17 protein-coding genes are annotated in these 18,541 nt (G+C 42.5%); 7 read left to right on the top strand and 10 right to left on the bottom strand.

The window, feature by feature from the left end; genetic code table 11:
* The first annotated feature begins 134 nt into the window (after positions 1-134).
* Entirely contained in the window at positions 135-2,960 is a 2,826-nt protein-coding gene (locus DRB05_RS06595) for a TonB-dependent receptor (protein WP_128726226.1), read from the top strand.
* A 242-nt stretch (positions 2,961-3,202) separates the two neighbouring features.
* Here the strand turns inward: DRB05_RS06595 and DRB05_RS06590 are convergent, their stop codons facing one another.
* The 4 genes from DRB05_RS06590 to azu all read right to left on the bottom strand — a co-directional run bounded on the left by DRB05_RS06590 (position 3,203) and on the right by azu (position 5,990).
* Positions 3,203-4,798, bottom strand: a complete 1,596-nt coding sequence (locus DRB05_RS06590; protein WP_128726225.1) for a PepSY-associated TM helix domain-containing protein — start codon at positions 4,796-4,798, stop codon at positions 3,203-3,205.
* Positions 4,799-4,801: 3 nt separating this feature from the next.
* A complete protein-coding gene (locus DRB05_RS06585; protein WP_095729233.1) occupies positions 4,802-5,056 on the bottom strand; it encodes a hypothetical protein in 255 nt (84 codons plus the stop codon).
* Entirely contained in the window at positions 5,046-5,381 is a 336-nt protein-coding gene (locus tag DRB05_RS06580; protein ID WP_128726224.1) for a hypothetical protein, read from the bottom strand. Before DRB05_RS06580 ends, DRB05_RS06585 begins: the two co-directional genes overlap by 11 nt.
* Before the next feature lie 153 nt (positions 5,382-5,534).
* On the bottom strand, positions 5,535-5,990 hold the full coding sequence (gene azu, locus DRB05_RS06575; protein WP_128726223.1) for an azurin: 456 nt from the start codon (positions 5,988-5,990) through the stop codon (positions 5,535-5,537).
* Positions 5,991-6,111: 121 nt separating this feature from the next.
* Between azu and DRB05_RS06570 the strand changes: the two genes are divergently transcribed.
* Positions 6,112-6,786, top strand: a complete 675-nt coding sequence (locus DRB05_RS06570; RefSeq protein WP_128726222.1) for a TorF family putative porin — start codon at positions 6,112-6,114, stop codon at positions 6,784-6,786.
* A gap of 136 nt (positions 6,787-6,922) precedes the next feature.
* Positions 6,923-7,372: a DUF4920 domain-containing protein gene (locus tag DRB05_RS06565; RefSeq protein WP_128726221.1), complete on the top strand. Its 450-nt coding sequence runs from the start codon at positions 6,923-6,925 to the stop codon at positions 7,370-7,372.
* Here DRB05_RS06565 and DRB05_RS06560 read toward each other — a convergent pair.
* The 3 genes from DRB05_RS06560 to DRB05_RS06550 are packed head-to-tail and all read right to left on the bottom strand — an operon-like array spanning position 7,346 to position 9,127.
* Positions 7,346-7,645, bottom strand: a complete 300-nt coding sequence (locus DRB05_RS06560) for an AzlD domain-containing protein (protein WP_039491726.1) — start codon at positions 7,643-7,645, stop codon at positions 7,346-7,348. The two genes, DRB05_RS06565 and DRB05_RS06560, sit on opposite strands and share 27 nt — an antisense overlap.
* A complete protein-coding gene (locus tag DRB05_RS06555) occupies positions 7,642-8,325 on the bottom strand; it encodes an AzlC family ABC transporter permease (protein ID WP_010607477.1) in 684 nt (227 codons plus the stop codon). Before DRB05_RS06555 ends, DRB05_RS06560 begins: the two co-directional genes overlap by 4 nt.
* Position 8,326: 1 nt before the next feature.
* Positions 8,327-9,127 (bottom strand): AraC family transcriptional regulator, encoded by an 801-nt coding sequence (locus tag DRB05_RS06550; protein WP_128726220.1) that lies wholly within the window; start codon positions 9,125-9,127, stop codon positions 8,327-8,329.
* 392 nt (positions 9,128-9,519) lie between these two features.
* Here DRB05_RS06550 and DRB05_RS06545 point away from each other — a divergent pair, with 392 nt between their 5' ends.
* Positions 9,520-10,131 (top strand): LysE family translocator, encoded by a 612-nt coding sequence (locus DRB05_RS06545; RefSeq protein ID WP_128726219.1) that lies wholly within the window; start codon positions 9,520-9,522, stop codon positions 10,129-10,131.
* Between the two features lie 273 nt (positions 10,132-10,404).
* On the opposite strand, the gene DRB05_RS06540 is transcribed toward DRB05_RS06545, so the two are convergent.
* Together DRB05_RS06540 and DRB05_RS06535 are read right to left on the bottom strand one after the other, a co-directional pair.
* Positions 10,405-10,944 carry a YqcI/YcgG family protein gene (locus DRB05_RS06540; protein ID WP_128726218.1) on the bottom strand — a complete coding sequence of 180 codons (540 nt, stop codon included), beginning with the start codon at positions 10,942-10,944 and terminating at the stop codon, positions 10,405-10,407.
* A gap of 275 nt (positions 10,945-11,219) precedes the next feature.
* The gene (locus DRB05_RS06535; RefSeq protein ID WP_128726217.1) at positions 11,220-11,624 is read right to left on the bottom strand and encodes a DUF1801 domain-containing protein; all 405 of its coding nucleotides are present in this window, start codon (positions 11,622-11,624) and stop codon (positions 11,220-11,222) included.
* Positions 11,625-12,339: 715 nt separating this feature from the next.
* Between DRB05_RS06535 and DRB05_RS06530 the strand changes: the two genes are divergently transcribed.
* The 3 genes from DRB05_RS06530 (at position 12,340) to DRB05_RS06520 (ending at position 15,915) form a co-directional block, all read left to right on the top strand.
* A complete protein-coding gene (locus tag DRB05_RS06530; protein ID WP_128726216.1) occupies positions 12,340-14,088 on the top strand; it encodes a hemopexin repeat-containing protein in 1,749 nt (582 codons plus the stop codon).
* Positions 14,089-14,208: 120 nt separating this feature from the next.
* Positions 14,209-15,219 carry a low-specificity L-threonine aldolase gene (gene ltaE, locus DRB05_RS06525; RefSeq protein ID WP_128726215.1) on the top strand — a complete coding sequence of 337 codons (1,011 nt, stop codon included), beginning with the start codon at positions 14,209-14,211 and terminating at the stop codon, positions 15,217-15,219.
* 189 nt (positions 15,220-15,408) lie between these two features.
* A complete protein-coding gene (locus DRB05_RS06520) occupies positions 15,409-15,915 on the top strand; it encodes a hypothetical protein (protein ID WP_128726214.1) in 507 nt (168 codons plus the stop codon).
* A 61-nt stretch (positions 15,916-15,976) separates the two neighbouring features.
* Here DRB05_RS06520 and DRB05_RS06515 read toward each other — a convergent pair whose 3' ends face one another.
* Entirely contained in the window at positions 15,977-18,139 is a 2,163-nt protein-coding gene (locus tag DRB05_RS06515; RefSeq protein ID WP_128726213.1) for a TonB-dependent siderophore receptor, read from the bottom strand.
* Between the last annotated feature and the right edge of the window lie 402 nt (positions 18,140-18,541).

The following is an 18,541-nucleotide window of genomic DNA, read 5'->3' as shown; positions in this document are numbered from 1 at the left end:
GTTGGAACGTTTTAATTGTGTTATCAGTATAAAAAGGCGCAATAAATAACCTATTTCATTCCCTGTGGTGATAATAAGAAACTTTCTATCGTCAGCGTCTGATTATAATTTGGAACGTTACAAAGGAAACCGTTATGACAATAACAAAACAAAAAACGACTTTGGCGTTGGCAATCGCCAGCTTGTGTGGTTCGGGCGCTATGGTGTGGACGGCCCCAGTGTTTGCCGAAGAAGCAGCGTCGGAACCTGTTGAGAAGATCATGGTGACGGGGTCGCGTATTGCGCGGGCAAACCTGAGTAAACCCGGTGCGGTAACCACAATATCTAGAGCGGATATTGAGCAAACCGGATTTAAAAATATTGGTGATATGCTGCAAAATCTGACGGTGTCAGCCAGTGCTCCTAATGCTTCACAAAATGAAAATACGTCGGGCGTGACAAACTTTGACTTGCGCGGTTTAGGCGCGCAGCGCACATTGGTCTTGCTAAATGGCCGTCGCTTACCAAATGGGGGAAATGGCGCGGATGCTGCAGTTGATCTGAGTGCTATCCCTACTGCGATTATTGAACGTGTTGAAATTTTATTGGACGGTGCTTCTTCTATTTACGGCTCTGATGCGGTGTCTGGTGTTGTAAACATTATTACTCGCCAAACGGGCGATATTTTTGAGGTCAGTGGCTCCATTGGTCAATCCGCTGAAGGCGATGCTGATACGACTTCTTTGGAACTCGTAACAGGCATTGTTGGTGATAAAGGGCGCTTTATGGTGAGTGCCAGCTACGATGAAAAACAAGAAGTGTATGCCGGTGACAGAGATTTTAGTCGTTATGATTTAACCCTTAACCCCGATGGCAGTTACGGTCAAGGCGGTAGCTCCGCAATGCCTTGGAGTAACCTGAAAGTCACGGATGAAAACGGCAAGGAAATATTTGTTACCCGAGGCCCTGAATATGGCGAGTGGCGTGAAACTATCTCCGATGCGTCGCTTGCGCAAAATGACTTATACAATTACCAAGAGCCGAGCTTGCTGCAAACGCCTTTTGAACGCTATAGCATGAGTGCATTTGGCGAGTATGATCTTGGCAATTTGAAGTTTTCGGATGACGTGGTATTCAATTTTGAGGCGCTTTATTCACATCGAAAATCCACAACCAATGGTGCGCCTCAGCCATTAGTTCCAGTTTGGGGTGGGTATTTAGATTTTACTTACTCTCCTGATAACTACTACAACCAGCAATTCGGTCCGAAAGATAAAGATGGTAATCCTTATGCCATCAACGACTGGCGCCGCAGAATGGTAGAAACCAATGGCCGTATGAACCATGTAGAAAACAGCCAATACCGAATTGTGATGGCGCTCTCAGGTGATTTTAATGCAGATTGGAGCTGGGAGCTTGCCTACAATTTTGGTCGCAACTCAAACAAACGACTAAAAACCGGTATATTCAATTGGCCAGCGGCTAAAAATGCGGTTGGTCCTACTCATTTTGATGAGCAAGGCGTGCTGCGCTGTGGTGCTACACCGGATGCGCTAATTGCGGATTGTGTGCCGCTTAATATCTTTGGTCAACCCGGTACCGACTCTGAGATCTCCGAGGACATGCTAAATTATCTCTCTGGTGATTGGCCGGGGATTCAGCAAGGTCATAACCAAATTAAGATCGCCAGCGCGAATGTAAGTGGTGTCGTGGCGAGTTTGCCTGCGGGCGACCTAGGTGTGTCTTTTGGCATAGAAAATCAAAAGGTTGAGGCGCGCAATCAAACAGATGCCGTTTCTATTAATATTTTAGTCACGGATGGGTTAGGTAGACCAACGGGCGGCGAATATTCACTCAATGAAGCATACCTAGAAGCCGTTGTGCCACTATTATCAGACCATGATTGGGCGCAGAGTTTAGAGTTAAACCTCGCGACTCGATATTCAGACTTTGATACGTTTGGCTCGACTACCAATTCAAAAGTGGGCGTATTTTGGGCGTTGAATGAGCAGATGAGTTTCAGAGGGACTTGGTCACAAGCATTTAGAGCGCCTAATGTGGTGGAACTTTATAAAGGAAGGTTACCTGGCTTTGAAAATGGCGACGATCCTTGTGCCGTAGCAAATCCAAACCAAAACTGTGTCAGCACAGGCGTTCCCGCTGATGGTAGTTACCGAGAAACGATCGGGCAGATCAGAACCAATACTGGCGGTAACACAGAACTGGAACCTGAAACCGCGACGAGCAAAACACTTGGGGTGATTTATCAGCCGAGCTGGCTTACTAACGGTTCAATCACCTTAGATTTTTATGACATCCAATTAAAAGATGCCATTGGGAACATTAGCGCGGTGACTAAATTGAGTGAATGTATGAATAATGGTTTGTACTGCGACTCTGTACATCGCGTTCAATCTGGTGAGTTTCAGGGGGTGATCACCGGCGTTGATGTGTTTAATGAAAACCTCAATGCGTTAAATCGTCAAGGGATAGACGCTGAAGTTCGTTTTGACATCGGGCAGTTTTCATTTGGTGATTTGAGTACCGCACTCAACTGGTCATTTGTGAGTAAACATGAAGTTATTGAACCGGGCCTGGCAACCAAAGATCGAGCTGGACAGCGCGTTAATGGCCAAATGGCGGTGCCTGAGCACAGAGTTAACTTTGCACTTAACTGGCAGCATGACGACTTTAGCGCAAGTTGGCAAAGTTACTATATCGATTCGATGTTAGAAGAAGTATCGGTTAAACAAGGCGACCAAATCGTTAACTTTACCAATACCGTTGATAGCACGCTGACACATAATGCTCAAGTCACCTACCATTTAGATTCTGTTGATACTCAAATTACGCTAGGCGTTAACAATCTATTGGATGAAGCGCCGCCTTTTGCGACGGGTAATGGAAATAACGCAGATCCCATTCACTCGTCTTTATATCTAGGCCGTGAGTACTACTTAAGATTTAAGACTGAGTTTTAATTTCACATTGTTTCCCTGTGAGAGTAAGGCAAAGCGGGCTATGTCAGCCCGCTTTTTTATACCAGTTTTTAAGCAGGGAAATGGCTTTAGTAGCGCCACTCTCGCGTCCAACTACCGCAAAGGTTACATCCATATAGGCAAGATAAAATTTTGCTATTTAGTTGTTCTAAATGAGAAATCTTTAACGAAGCTAATATGTGATTTCACCCTTCAAATTGATTAGAGAATTAATTGAATTAGTATTAGTTCGCAGTTTGGGGCGAAGTTTGTTCTGACGAAGCAGCGCTTGTGGCTTGCGCTGCGGCGTTGATCCGTGACACGGTTTTCCAACAAACCAAGGCCATTAGTGCTATCAGTCCAATCACAATCGCGAAGTCTACTTTAGTTTGCAGCGGTAATAAGCTGTATTGATTACCGAAGTAGGCCAAATTCATCACTAAACTTAAGCAATAGCTAATACCACTTAGCCCTAATAACACCTTGCTAAAGGACAAAACATCTTTGGCAAATTGACTACTTATCAGGGAGAAGAAAAAGGCCATATACATAGAGGACTTTACTGTTTCTAATTTGTCGGTATGTGTTACTGGAAGTAAAGTGGTTAATGCAAAGCCAACAGCTACCGCTAAAATTACCCCAATAAAACTGCCACTGGTCAGTCTTTTAACAAACATTAGGCTTTTAGGACTTTGCTTTTTCTGCTTCGCACGCTTGTCAATCCACATTAAATTGCCAGTAACAATTAAGTAGGCGGTTGCAAGTCCAAGGCATAGAAACGCCAGTCGCATGCCATATCCAGCAAAATCACCAAAGTGTAGACTTGCAATGGTAGATAGCCCCGCTCGTACCGCATTATCATAGTTGTTTTCTGTGAGATAAACTTGTGAACTGTCACTTAGCTTATATTGAATTTCTTTAATATTAGAGAAAGCATCATTGCTTTTTGCTGTAAAGCCTACCACTGCATTCTTGTCACCAAAGTGACTAATTTCAACCATAGTGAAGGTTACATCTCCAAGTTTAGCTCGTGCTTGAGCTCTTAGTTGATCGATGCCCTGCATCGGCTGTGCTTCGTTTATTGCCTCAATTTTTGGCTCGTTAAACCCAGCCGCTTGCAGTAATGCAGTTTGGTTACCGCCATAGAGCAGCACGGCGTATGAAATTTGATAAATAATAACGAGGTTGAAAACAAGCCCTGTAAAGGCATACATAATGTGAAAAGGCAGACCTATTGTGCCAATCAAGTTATGAGCATCTAGCCATTTGTCTTTTTTACCTTCGGCGCGATATTGAAAGAAGTTTTTAGCAATTTTGCGCCAATGGATCACAACACCACTTAGTATAGCAACGAAGAAAAATAACGTAATGACACCAACGAAGTAGAGCCCAGGCCTGCCTAACCCCAAATCGAAGTGAAGTTCAAAAAGCAATGTCGAAAACTCAAACTTATCGGCATCAGCAAGTACCTCACCAGATTGCGGTGATATCAACAGATGTTGGTCCTGATGATCCTCCCCGGTGATCGGGTGGGGCTGGTCTAAGTGGGTTGCGAAATATACTTCAATAAACGGGTTATGAGGCGTTGGCTCTCGCATAAAAAAACCATGATCGGTATCAACATCGTATTGTTGTTGGATAGAGTTTATGGCTTTATCATAGGAAATTGTAGTTATTGACTCGTTTGATTGTACAGCCAGAGGTGCACGCTCCCAGCCCCGAATATTATCTCTAAATAAGCTAAGCGAGCCTGTGATAAAAACGATGAATAATACCGTTGAAATAATGAGTCCAATCCAGGCGTGTGCTTCGGTTAATGATTTTAGTGTTTGATTTTTCATTATTTATCTCATTAACAGTAATGCTGTATTTAATAGTAGTGAAGGGATAAAAATGGCAAATAGTGGCTTGCAAGCGGCTTTGGCACTTGGAAATCCGTAGCCCCAAACGATAATGCCCGCCCAAATAGGAAAGGCCAAGATCAGACCCAGCATGAGTTTTGCCGATTCAGAAAATGGTAATAGCAAATTGAGATTTAGCACCAAGGAGATAGACAGCAATAATCCCAACGAAAACCCAAGTAAGGTTTTAGGCCACATAACTTATTCCCCCTACAAATAGAGATAATAAGAAGACCAACGTTGAACTGAGATAGAAGCGTTTAATTGGGTATCCACTTAACAAAGTCACTGAAACTAAGCTAAACATAAAGATAACAAGTGCTGCTAACATTGCAGAGACCAAAGGGTACTGCACAGTTAAAATAACAAGGCCTGATAAATTTAGTAGAATGGCTACAGGGTATGCCGCGAGTTTACTAATAGGTGTAGCCAAAAATCGTTGTTTTGGACTTGCCAGATAGAGCAATACGGCGGCAAACCAAAACGGTATAATTGAGAAAAAGCTCATGATGGTGATAATCATTATTGTTTGCAATTGATTGTAATGATTATAGGGATATTCTTCAAGGCTTGAGTAATAATTGTCTCAAATTAGAGAAGTGAGTGATACGGTATTAGCAGGGTGACACTGCGAAACTGTAGAAATTCACGGTTTATTCCCTGCTATTAAGTATTTCTAGCTAAGTGTAAACGTACCTTGCATAATCGCGAAATGGCCAGGGAAAGAGCAGAAAAACTTATAGCTTTCATCTTTCTTTAGCTGCTCTGTAGAAAAAGTCACTGTGGTTTGTTCGCCACCGCCAATTACCTTAGATACAGCTAAAACGCGGCTATCGTTTGGTTTTACATAGCTGTTATTTGCGCCGGCTGACATACCATCGGTCGCAACGGCTTGAACATCAGCTGCTTTGCTCAACACCCAGTTATGGCCCATGGTTGTTGCCGCCAGTTTCCCTGTATGTTTTAACGTAACTGAAATTTCTTTACAGCTAGATGGTGCACTGAGTGATTTTTTAGAAAACTGCATCATGTCATTAGCTTCGATGCTGAGTTCACATTCATTTGCTAATGCGGCATGAGAAAAAAGAAAGACACCGAGGCTAAGCAATGTGGCAGAAAGAGAGGTTTTCATATTGACTCCTTAATTAAAAATCATTCTTATTATCATCTTTGTAAGGCGGGTTGTAAATGGATATAGATCAATAAAACTGGTCTATGCTTGAGATGACTCTAATTAAAAAGTGATTTCAAAGATGAAAAAATCCTGGCTGCTGCCATTGTTGTTTACTCCACTGTTCGTCAATGCGACAACATCCTCTACCGTCACATTGGCTTCCGACTATTTATTTAACGGCGTAAGTCAAACTAAGGAAGACGAAGCGCTTCAAGTCAGTCTAGATTGGTTTGGAAAAAGTGGTTGGTATGCCGGAGGCTGGGTGTCTAAAGTAGATTTTGGCGATGGTACGGATTTAGAAGGAGATCTGTACGGTGGCTACAAATTTTCGCTAACTGAAAAATTAAAGCTTGATGTTGGCCTCTCGCAATATACCTACCATGGTGATGATGTGAGTTCTGATTACAACTATGCAGAAGCCTTTGCAAAGTTTAATTACGGCCAGACAAATTTAGACTTTTGGTATGCATGGGATTATTTTGGAACAGGGGCTGCTCACGGGATAGTGATGCTCACGCATAGTATCCCAATCACAGAGCGGTGGTCACTGACGCTCGGGGTAGACCATTCAATGAGCTTTGATAGTGATAAATACGAATGGGAGTCGGGTGATGATGACTATACCCACTGGCATCTAACTGGAACTTACTCGATTAGTACTTGGTCTTTTTCATTGGGTTATGAAAGCAATGATATTGATTCCTATGCAGATTCTACATTTGTGGCGTCAATTTCAAAAACATTTAATTTCTAAGTTTACTTTTTATTAACTTTTGTGTTGATTTTAGTTGCAAATTGTACTTTTATATAGCTATATGATTGATGCTCCATAACTTTTTATAGGAGTAAGCAATTGATGAGGTAATAGTGATAAAAGCTATGGAGTCGCAATGATGAAGGATACGATAAAACTAACAGCACTCTCTTTGGCGGTATTTTCTCGGTTTAGCTTTTCAAGTCCGCTTGAATTTGCCGGTGGTGCAGACATGTCTAAGTTAGTCGAGGCAGAGCACATCTTGCCAAATCTCAATGACTACACAACAAACCTTGTGACCGTAAAAGGGGTGGTCACTCATGTTTGCAGAAAATTAGGTTGTTGGATGACGCTGCGAATAGCAAATGGCCTAGATGTAAATATCGAAGTTGAACAAGGTGATATGGTATTTCCACTTGCTGCAATTGGCCGTGAAGCCCATGTGACAGGGCGCTTCGAAGCGCTAAACCAGCGCCCTTTAGTTTGCGTGAGTACAGCAGAGGATGAAACGGCACTCATGCGTTTAGGGTTTAATCCAACGGCCGTAACCATTTCACATTTAGTACAGCAAGTAAAACACAGCTAAGCTCCCAAACGTGGTGACATAGAGGTTTTTAAAGCGAAACGCCAGTATTACCGCGACCGTTGCGGCGACCAAATAGGGATTGCTTGGTGTGATGGCAAGTTGCTTGTCCTGAATAAATACAATGGGTACCCAAATGGCAGTCAGTACGCAAGGGGCGCTAAAACTTAAAAAGCGCTGTAGTTTAGGACCGATAGTAAAAGGCAGTTGTTTTGCCAGAAATAAATATCGAGTTGCAAACGTGACGCAAGCCATGGCCAAAATAGTAGTGATCATACACGCTCCTTTTTACTTTGTAGCACATATCCCACCGACATTCCGAGCAGTGCTGAGGCGATTAAGCCAAATTCAAAATGGATCAGTTTGAACACTAGGATAGTTACGGCCGACGTTAAACAAGCACATAGCACGGGTAATGCGTTAATACTCGGGACCACTAAAGCAATAAATATCGCCGCAATCGCGAAGTCTAAGCCAAGGTTGGTCAAGTCAGGTAAAAACTGACCTGCAACAATACCAATGAGCGTCCACAGATTCCATGCAACATAAAAGCTACCACCTGCGATGAGCGCATACACTAGCCGAAGTTTGCCTTGATAGGCACGATGGTGATGGGAAAATGCAAACAATTCGTCAGTGAGAAAAAACGCAATCGGGCCACGCCATTTAAGGGGCTTATCTATCATTTTGTTGCGGATAGCAAGGCCATAGAGTAAATGTCTCGCGCTAATAATAAAGGTAGTCGCAAGCAAGGTGATAAGCGCCGTGTCTTTGGCAATAAGCTCTATTGCCACTAACTGCGCCGAGCCTGCAAAAACCAGTAACGACATTAACTGTGCCTCGAGCGGTGTAAAGCCGTTTTGTACAGCAAGGGAGCCACACAATATCCCCCAAGGAAGTACGGCGAGATTTAATGGCAACATATCCCAAAAGCCTTTGCATACTGCGACCTTCATATTAACAAGCCTTGCTATATTGACTGGGAGTGATCCCCATATTCTTTTTAAAATGACGGTTGAAGTGGCTTTGGTCATAAAAGCCTACGCTTAATGCTGCATGGGAGACACTTTTGCCATTGCGCAGTAATGCCTTGGCATGATTAAGCCGGTGTTGTATTTGAAAGGCATGGGGAGTGAGGCCAGTGTGGGCCTTAAACACGCGAATAAAGTAAAAGGGACTCATGCCGACAAGGCTCGCTAAGGAGTCGAGTGATACATCTTCAAATAAATTATCCAAAAGAAAATGGCGTGCTGTGGTAATTCGCTGCTTCACCGAAGGGATTTTTCTATCGAATGTGACTTTGCCTTGCTTATTGCTTAGATAAGATAGCAGAGTAATAAGTTGAGACTGCTTTTCAAGTACGCTGGTATCACATTCTAGGACGTTAAAAGTGGTATTCATGAGTGCCGCAAGCGCTCGGTCGTGTACCACTGCATCATGAAAAAAAGGAGCCATTGCCTTGCCATCACCAAGAAGCTGATTAAATAGTTCAGGTGTTGGGTAGAGTGAGCGGTACGAAGACTTATCTTGGGATGCCTTTTTGCAGTCGTGCACCTGCTCTGCATTAATCAAAATGACACTATGCTGACTCGCTAAGTGTTCACCGCCGCTGCGGTAGAATCGTTGCGCACCACTATCCACTAGGGCAAGCGTATAGCCGCTGTGGCTATGTCTACCAAAGTCTTCCTGCTTATCAATGTTGTGTAGTACTTCTAGGCCACCGAGTTCACGGTGAAAACTAAACTTTGAGTGTTGCATAATTCTCTCCCCTATTGATGAAAAGCGTATCTGTCTTCACTCAAAAAGTCTTGTACAAAATTGCACAATCTTTGGTGCGTTATCAGCATAGCTAAACACTGCACTTGGGTGGTGTGACCACGAAGGTATAGCTTAGTAAATTCAATGCTGTGCCGTTTGAGAGGTGAGTGCAATAATCTGAATTTATCCTCGAGTAACACTTCCGTATCGTCAAGGTGGATTAGCCAAGCTGTATTAAGTCAATGTGCTTTCTGATCTGCAAATTGTTTGGAGAATTAAAGCTGTTGGTATTAAAGTGCTGAACTTGACTCGCCGAATTTTATACCGCTTGGCTAATATTTAGTTTAGTGTAATGATGTGAAAAGCATGGTTCATTTTAAGGGTTTATTATTTTGGATAATTATTTACTATTTATAGGTGTTGCATTGGCGACGATTTTACTTCCAGGGCCTGCTGTGATGTTGACTATCAATAATTCGATTCAAAGAGGCTTTACCAAATCCTTAGCTGGTATTTGTGGTGTTGCACTTGGGATTTTGATTGTTGCTGCAATATCTGCGTCAAGTTTAGGTGTTATCTTAGCCAGCTCTGTACTGGCATTTACGGTCGTAAAGTTTATTGGTGCTGCGTATCTTTTCTATTTGGGTTACAAAATGTGGCGAACTAAAGGCGAGAGTAAAATAGGCAAGTCTATTGCTGCAGGTACGATGAAAAAGTGCTTTTTAGAGGGCTTTTTTGTTTCGATCACCAATCCCAAGGCTGCTATCTTCTTTTTGTCTATCTTCCCGCAGTTTATCAATGTTGAGAATGCATTTTTACCGCAGTTTACGGTTTTGATTTTCACTTTTAGCTTGCTGGTATTCATGGTGCATATTTCTTATGCGCTGTTTTCTGGCCTTGCCAAGACTAAGTTATCGTCACCGAAAAGCATGGCGGTGATGAATAAAGTGAGCGGTGGCGTGTTTTTTGGATTTGGCGCTGGTTTAGTTGCTGCCGGTAAGTAATTTATGTGGCTTGAAAATGTAAGCAAACTCCCTTTCTCTCGCACATAGTTAAAGGGAGTAAAGCTTGAATTCTGCATACCTTAGCTCCGAACAGCAGCAGGCTTACAGGTCTTAGTTGGCCTTGATGGACTACTTAGGTCTGAATAAGCGCTTGAAGCACTCATTAAACCAAAACAACCCAAGGTTGTTAATATGCCTATGACGACGTAAATAATGAAATCTATTACCATGATATTGCTCATCTTTAATTCCTCTCCGTTGGTACAATGCGCGTTAAATTCTGTGGGTTTCCACGTGCGATTCGACTACGCGGAAACTCTGGGGGACCTCAAACTGAGGCATTAAGTTAAAAACAATCGCTGGATATTTAAACTTTCTGTTTTTAGACGCGCTTGTGGGACTTAAACAAGTGATATAAAGTGGATCACCGTCCAAATTAAAATGAAAGTTGCTGCTGCAATCTGACGATTGAGAATGCGGCCCTCTTGGAGTGCTCTGCGATACCAGGTTTTGCAATTCTTGTAGTTTACGCCACACAGACTTATTAAAGTCACTGTCATCCAAGTGTCGGCTCTGCTCAAAAACCGCAACAAACGCGGCACTTTTCATGTTGTCAAAATCTACCTTTTCGACAAAAGAATAAAGGCTCGTTATTAAACTAAAGTTGTTATGTCTAGAGGTAAGATCGCCAAAGCCTAAAACTTCAACATTGTTAAATGCTAATTCGGCCTTATTGCCACCACAAATGCAAGGAAATTGCTGTTTGTTCACAAAGTCAATAAAACTATCTTGCAGCTCGGATTGTGGTGTCATGTTTTATACTCCTTACATTACTCATATTGTTGCGCTAGTAGATTTTGGTGTGTCCCAATGCTGAGTTGCGAACTCACCAGTATTGTTTACCTACACTAAGTAAGCAAAGCTTGGGCCATCATATTAAGTTTGTAATGTTTTGATTTTAAGTTGGTTTTTTGTTTTTTGCGTTTTCACAAGTAATTTTTTCACGTTTTATTCTGGTAAGAAGTACAGGGTTGTAAAAATTGGTAACGGTGGGCTTTTCTCAGGTGTTAGGTTTATAAGGTTTTGTGTCATTGTCCAAGTAAAGGTAAGTGCTTGAGGTTTTTATAGTTCATAGCAATGGCGATACAGCGGTAAAGTACCTCTGTTGGTATCTCTTCTTCTAACTTGAGTACAATTGCTCGATTTCCTTCAAACTGTAAATCGTCGGGAAATAGTACTCTAAATGTATCTATTAGTTTCGTTTGGCAGTGAAAATAAAGGTGAAAATTGGTAGGCGTTTTGGCTTTCCACGCCATACGAAAAGGACTTCCCGATTTAACACTAAAGCTTAATTCTCCCCATTTTATTGCTTCAATCACTTCTCCAAAGTTTTGCTCACTGGCAACTCGAATAACAAGTCTACGCAATACTCTGATTTTTTCTTGTGCAGCGGCAGGGTAGATACTGAGCACTTGTTCGGTAGTGTTTGCCATTTTGACACTTCCTTGATAAATAATGTATTTCCACTCTTGTAATACAGTATTAAATTGAGTAAAGAAGGGCAAGCTTGTAGAGACAAACTCTAATTTAAGGCACTATTGTGCACCAAAGAGAAAATAAGCCTCTATGTCTGGAATTACGACATGAAACGCCTCGGTTACGCTTGGGCCTGTTGACCTTTTCTGTTTGATTTTTGTGCTCTTGAGTGGGCTTTGGTCGAGGCGTTCGACTTACCGCCTAATTCTTAATGGCAAAAGGGCAATGTAATACCAATTGAATTAATTCTCTAATCAATTTGAAGGGTGAAATAGCATATTAGCTTCGTTAAAAATTTCTCATTTAGAACAACTAAATAGCAAAATTTTTGCCTTGCCTATATGGATATAGGTACCTTAGCGGTAGCAGGACGCGAGAGCGGTGCTACTAAAGCTATTTCCCCGCTTCAAGATAGATCAGTTACGTAATACAACTGGTATAACAAGCGCTAGTCCTCGAGCTGCAATACAGCACAAAAAATGGAATAACCTCTAAAATTCTCTAGTTAGATTAGGATGTAGTTTAAAATGAACTTAAAAAACGTTCAGTTAGCTCGCCCTTTTCCTGCTCGGTCAACTATATTAATGTAATTTTTTTGTAAGCAGTTATTCATGTTTGGGATTTATCATCTTTCTTGGACTAGTCCAAAAAATTACATTTAAAGGAAAGATAATGAAATTACCCGTGCTTAGCTGTGCATTACTTGCACTTTCATTTACTGCAAGTGTTGATGCACTTGAAAACAAAGTATTGCTTATTGGTATCGATGGCCTGCAATATGAAAAAATTGGTGCCAATAATACGCCAAACTTTGATCGCTTATATCTGACTCAAGCTTACACTGGCGGGATCGCAAAAACACAAACACAGCAAAAAACCAAAAGTGGCCCAGGCTGGGCGACAATTTTAACTGGGGTTTGGGTGAATAAGCATCAAGTGCCGAGCAACGGCTCAGGCCTAGCAAACAAAGCCTATCCCAGCCTTTATCGTTACATCGCAGAACATGATGCTAACGCCGATATCTCAAGTTTTAGCACTTGGGGACCCATTCATACGCAATTCTTCAGTGATGATGTTGCCTTGATGGACAGGAGATCGGAGGGAGGCAGCGACGACGATAATTTAAATAAAGCGCTGGCTACCTTAAACAGCGGCTCACCAGATTTTGTCTTTTTACATTTAGATGAACCGGACGCTGTGGGCCACAGCTTATGCTTTGGTTCTGCCTACAATAAATCGGTAGAAGATGCGGACAAGCGACTGGGTAAACTGCTTGATGCGGTTGAAGCAAGAGAACAAAGCGGTGAAAACTGGTTGGTGATGGTCACCACCGATCATGGCCGTACACCGGTTGTTGGCTGTCATCATGGCGAGCAAACCGAGCCGGAAAAAACCATCTTTATTGCCACCAACAAAGTGTTGAATAAAGAATTTAGCTCAAAAGATGTTAATCCTGCAAATACTGACTTCTCTGGTTTATATGGCTATCCAGCACAAACAGCGATTGTACCGACGATTTTATCTTACATGGGCATTGAAACAAATGTGCAAGCGGGTTTTGAAAGCACGCCGATGCACGGTGACTTAGGAATTCGTAAACTCAATTATGCCAATAAACTATTTACGTGGCTAAATGGTGCAAATGCGCAAACGCGTATTTATCGAAATAATCAATTGATTGAGACATTGCCTGCAGGTGTTGCCCAGTGGCAAGATCCGCAGCCCGTATCTGGCACCAATAACTATAGCTTTGAGCAACAGGGTGTGCATGTTGGTTATCGAGTTACCGAGTTGAAACTCAGCGCGGCGCATCAGTGGCATAATACTAAAAGCTACTTTTTCTCTGAAGATGCGCGCTACTGGCGTTACAATACTGTGCTTGATAAAACGGATGATGGTTATCCGGTATCGGTGACTAATGGCAACTGGCCGGGACTTGGCGATTATGCAGAACAAATTCGTGCGAGTTTTTATAAGGACAGTGATACGGTGTACTACTTCCTATCGGATGGTCAATACCTGAGCTATGACGTACAGAGTGATAAGGTACGAGCAGGTTATCCAAAAATAATTGATAACAATACTTGGCCGGGGCTTGCCGCCTACGCAAATAAAATAACCGCAACCCTTCGTTGGACGTCCGATAAGGTGTATTTCTTCCTAGATGATGGTCAATATTTACGCTATGACTTGGGAGATGACCGAGTGGACAGTGGGTATCCCAAAGCTATCAACGATAATACTTGGCCGGGACTTGGTGGCTACGCAACGAAGATAAGTGCAGCATTAAAGTGGAACGACACGCGTGCTTATTTCTTCTTAGATGATGGCCGCTATCTAAGATATAGCATTACTTTTGACAAAGTGGATGCGGGTTATCCTAAAGCCATTGATAATGGCACTTGGCCTGGATTGCAATAAACCCAGCGAAAGTAACGGATCTTGAAGGGAGTGAACAACTCCCTTTTTCATCTGGTTTTATACTTCAATGCGCGTTTTTCAGTTATGCTGTGTGCTCCTCTTTTGACAAGGATAAGATTGATGGATTTTAGATCTGATACGGTTACGCAACCGACCCCCGCCATGAAACAAAGCATGTTTGACGCGCCGCTTGGTGACGACGTTTATGGTGATGACCCAACAGTAAATGCACTTGAACAGTTTGCTGCTGAGCGTCATGGTTTTGAGGCAGCGCTGTTTACCAGCTCTGGCACGCAAGCAAACCTACTTGCACTGATGAGCCATTGTGAAAGAGGGGATGAATATCTGTGCGGGCAACAGGCGCATAATTATAAATTTGAGGCGGGTGGAGCGGCTGTGCTTGGCTCTATTCAGCCGCAACCATTGGAAAACGAGTCAGATGGCAGTATTTGCTTAGAAAGAATTAAGCAAGCGATTAAACCTGACGATTTTCATTTTGCGAAAACTAAGCTGCTTAGTTTAGAAAACACCATTGGTGGCAAGGTATTAAGTCTAGAATATATCGCACAAGCTAGAGCGCTGTGTGACGAGCGTGGCTTAAAGCTCCATCTTGACGGTGCAAGAGTCTATAACGCCGCGGTCGCGTTAAAGGTTGATATCACAGAAATCGTAAAGCACTTTGATTCATTTACTATTTGCTTATCTAAAGGACTTGGCGCGCCGATTGGCTCTTTATTGCTTGGTGATAAAGCATTGATAGAAAAGGCGAGAAGGCTTAGGAAAATGCTTGGTGGCGGTATGCGTCAGGCGGGCATGCTCGCGGCGGCTGGTCTTTATGCTTTGCAACATAATGTAGAGCGTCTCGAGGAAGATCATCAAAACGCGCAATATTTAGCTGATAAACTTGAGCAACTGCCTGGGTTTAAGCCCTGCAAGCACTTAGTACAGACAAATATTATCTTCGCTAAAGTGGAAGCCGGCATTGATCTTTTTGCGATAGCAAAGCAGTTAAAGACAAAGGGCATTAACATCACTCCTGGATATCAAGGCATGCGATTTGTGACGCATATGGGAGTGAGCCGCGCCGATGTGGACGAGCTAATTACCGAGCTCACTATTTTATTAACTTGATCATATCCATTTTACTTAAAACATGAAAAGTGCAATGGAAAGTCTAAGTGTATATTTAATAAGTACTTTTAAACATCAAGGTAGGTTATCTAATTAGGCAATTGGTATGACAATTTCTTACATCTTCTGTGTTTTATTTAGGAACGATTACTGCTACCTTTGTAAGATTGATAATAAAAGGAAAGATAAATGTTTTCATTTTTAACGAGGGCGGCATTTGGCTTGTCAGCTCTGGTAGCCAGCACTACCACTATCGCTAATTCAGTAGATTTTTCTGTTGGTACTGGGTACCCATTTTTTGGTCAAGTCGAACTCTCTCTTCCACAAACCGATAGTAATAGTCGGTGGTATGGAAATTATCTTATCGGTTTGGATGACGGGTTTTCTATAGGCTATGAGAGAGCTGTGTCTGACAATAACAAACATGCGGTTGGTATAGTGTTGGGGGCTTTGGGAGCAAGAGATGCGGGCCCTACATGTGAAGACGATGATGATATTACATGTGGTATTTTTGAGCCAATTATTGATTTATTTGATGAAGAAACCACCAATGGCGCAGGTTTAAGTTATAGCTATCACTTCTCGGGTATAAATCAGTCTGGGTGGAGTATTAAGCTGGTTGGCGGTTATGGTGAAAGCAGCGATTATCATAAAAAGCGTGTTGATGGTAGCTTAATTGTTAGTTATCAGTTTTAAATAATCGCCCTACAACCGTTGGTACCGGTTCTAGGGCGATTCCATTTCTGTAGTCTAGTCGTTAAAACTTGTACTTCACGTTAGCACTAATGGTTCTGCGCTGTCCGTAGAAGCAGTCTCCGCGGTACAAACAGCTGGTGATAACCGTTTTATCGCTGACATTATCAACTTGCAAACTGAATTGATATTGTTCAATGTCATACCCAATCATCATATCGATAAGCGTAAAGTTGTCGGTCACTAATTGCTGATGTAGTGTTTGGCCGTTTAGTTCAACTGTACGACTGCCATCGTAGGTTTCTCCCACATGTCTGATACCGGCTCCAAACTTAAGCCCCGGAAGCCATTCTTCCGCGCGGTACGTTGCCCAAATGGAAGCTAAGTGCTTAGGTGTTGCTGAGAGCTGAGCATCATCTGTGATTAACGTAACTAAATCTTGTGCCACAAAGAGTTCAGTAGGAGACAGCGGAGAAACGTCTTGTTCCGTATCTAAATAAGAGTAAGCGGCATAAATATCAAGGTACTGCCATTCGAGTTGGGCTTCAAGCTCGAGTCCTTTTACCGCGATTTCGCCATCTTGTACTTCAAACTCAGGGGAAACTTTTCGTATTTGATTTTTGTCTTTAATTTCAAATATAGAGGCTGTGATAAGGTGCTCTGTACCCTTTGGCTGATATTTTAATCCAAGCTCAACTTGTTCACCCTCCAGCGGTGTATATGCGCCACCTTGTGGTTTCTGTCCAAATACGGCTTTAAATGATTCTGAATAGCTAGCATAGGGCGCTACACCATTTTTAAATTGGTAAAGCACACCAATCCGACCCGTTGTGGCATTCTGACTATTCTTGATTGCACCTGCTGTTTGCAGTTGATTTGAAAGGTCATCATAGCGAAGTGCGGCATTAAGTACCCAGCTATTTACTTCTGCAGTGACTTGCGCATAAGCACCGAGCTGTTTGTTGTTGAGCGTATTCTCAGGGTTATTGACAACCGCAGTTGGTAACTCAGTGCTTTGTCCATACACTGGATTATATAAGTCTAATGGTGCTGCAACACCACGGCCGCGATCAGAGTCTGTATCCGCATTTTGGTAATCTACACCCGACACCATAGTTAATTTCACCGCATCCAGTTCCAAATACTTATGGATTTGCAGATCCATCGTCACACTACGTGCACTTGAATCGGTAAGGCTGGCGATACGCTTAATAGTGCGTTTGTCCGCTTCAAATTTTGGTGGCCAAGAATAAATGGTACGGTATTCGGATGAACTATCACTGTAGCGACCGGAGAATTTAATATGCGTGTCTAAATCAAAGCTGTGCTCAACGATTGCGGTGATCGCTTGTTGCTCAGTATCATATTTATCCCAGCCTGGCTCGCTGACGAAACGTTCACTTGGGATCTTGCCATATTTTGCAGGTAGAATAGTGCCTTCATGCGGGAAGAATTGCGTTGAAGAGCCAGATTCATTTCTTTGAAGGTTGGCAAGCAAGGTAATTTTAGTTTCATCTGAAGCAAGCCAGCTAAAGCTTGGCGCAAGCATCAAGGTGTCGTCATCAACATAATCGGTCTGTGTGCCGCTGTCTCGATACATGGCGACAGCACGTGCTTGATACTCTTCGTGCTTACCAAATATGGTGTTGTAATCAAGTGCTAGTTGCTTACGGTCGTAGTTGCCCACTTGCGCCCAGATCTCACCCTCAGTTTCTGCTTTTGGTAATTTTGATACCGCGTTGATGATACCACCGGTAGACCCTTGCCCGTAAAGCACAGACGAAGGGCCTTTTAAGATCTCGACACTTTCAAGCGCATAAGGGTTAGTACGCGTGTTGTTGTAATTACCAAACAACTTTTGCAGGCCGTCAACATAGAGTAGGGGATCAACGCCACGAATTTTAGACCAATCGCCTCGAGTATCAACACCGTATGGCCCATTATAAACACCTGCAACATACCCAATTGCATCTTGCAGTGTTTCTGCACCTAAATCAGAAATACGTTGAGCCGTTAATACAGACACCGAAACAGGCGTTTTGACGATAGGTACTGCCGTTTTTGATGCAGTAGCGCTAACGTATGAAATCAGACCCCTCGGACTAACTTCGATGATTTCAATGTCATCTTTATCTTGTTTTGTTTGTTCTTGTGCTATCGCAGAGCAAGATAATGCCAGTGCAATGCTGGTAATTAAGGTTGGATATTTGTATTTAAGTGAGCGCATTATTAATCCCTATGATCAAAGTTCGCGCAAATGATATTGTAGATGAGAGTGATTATCAATAGTATTATTTTGTAATTTGCAAATATTATAATAAACTATTTAACTTGAGTTTTGGATAAGGAATGTTCTAGCTCATTGTTGTTAAAGTACAACTTGATACATCTCCCTGTCTAGCCTAAGCGTTTAAGGAAAATACGACTTCCATGCCCAGAGGCCGCTCAGGTACCTACTTTCTACAGGCAGCGCCAATTGGACTGCCAATAGCTGGCTATCGAAGGAGAATTAAGTGTTGATAGCATTGAAGTGGACTGTTAGTAAGACATTAATTATCCGCAGTTCAGATTGCTTAAGTTTCCAGATTTACTATGTATTTTAGAGTCTGTTTATCTTTCAAGTTTGTTT

Origin of the sequence: Pseudoalteromonas sp. A757 (assembly GCF_004103285.1) — a bacterium.
In the GTDB taxonomy this organism is placed as follows: domain Bacteria; phylum Pseudomonadota; class Gammaproteobacteria; order Enterobacterales; family Alteromonadaceae; genus Pseudoalteromonas; species Pseudoalteromonas galatheae.
Note: the sequence above shows the minus strand (reverse complement) of the source record. Positions and strands in the feature narration are given on the sequence as shown.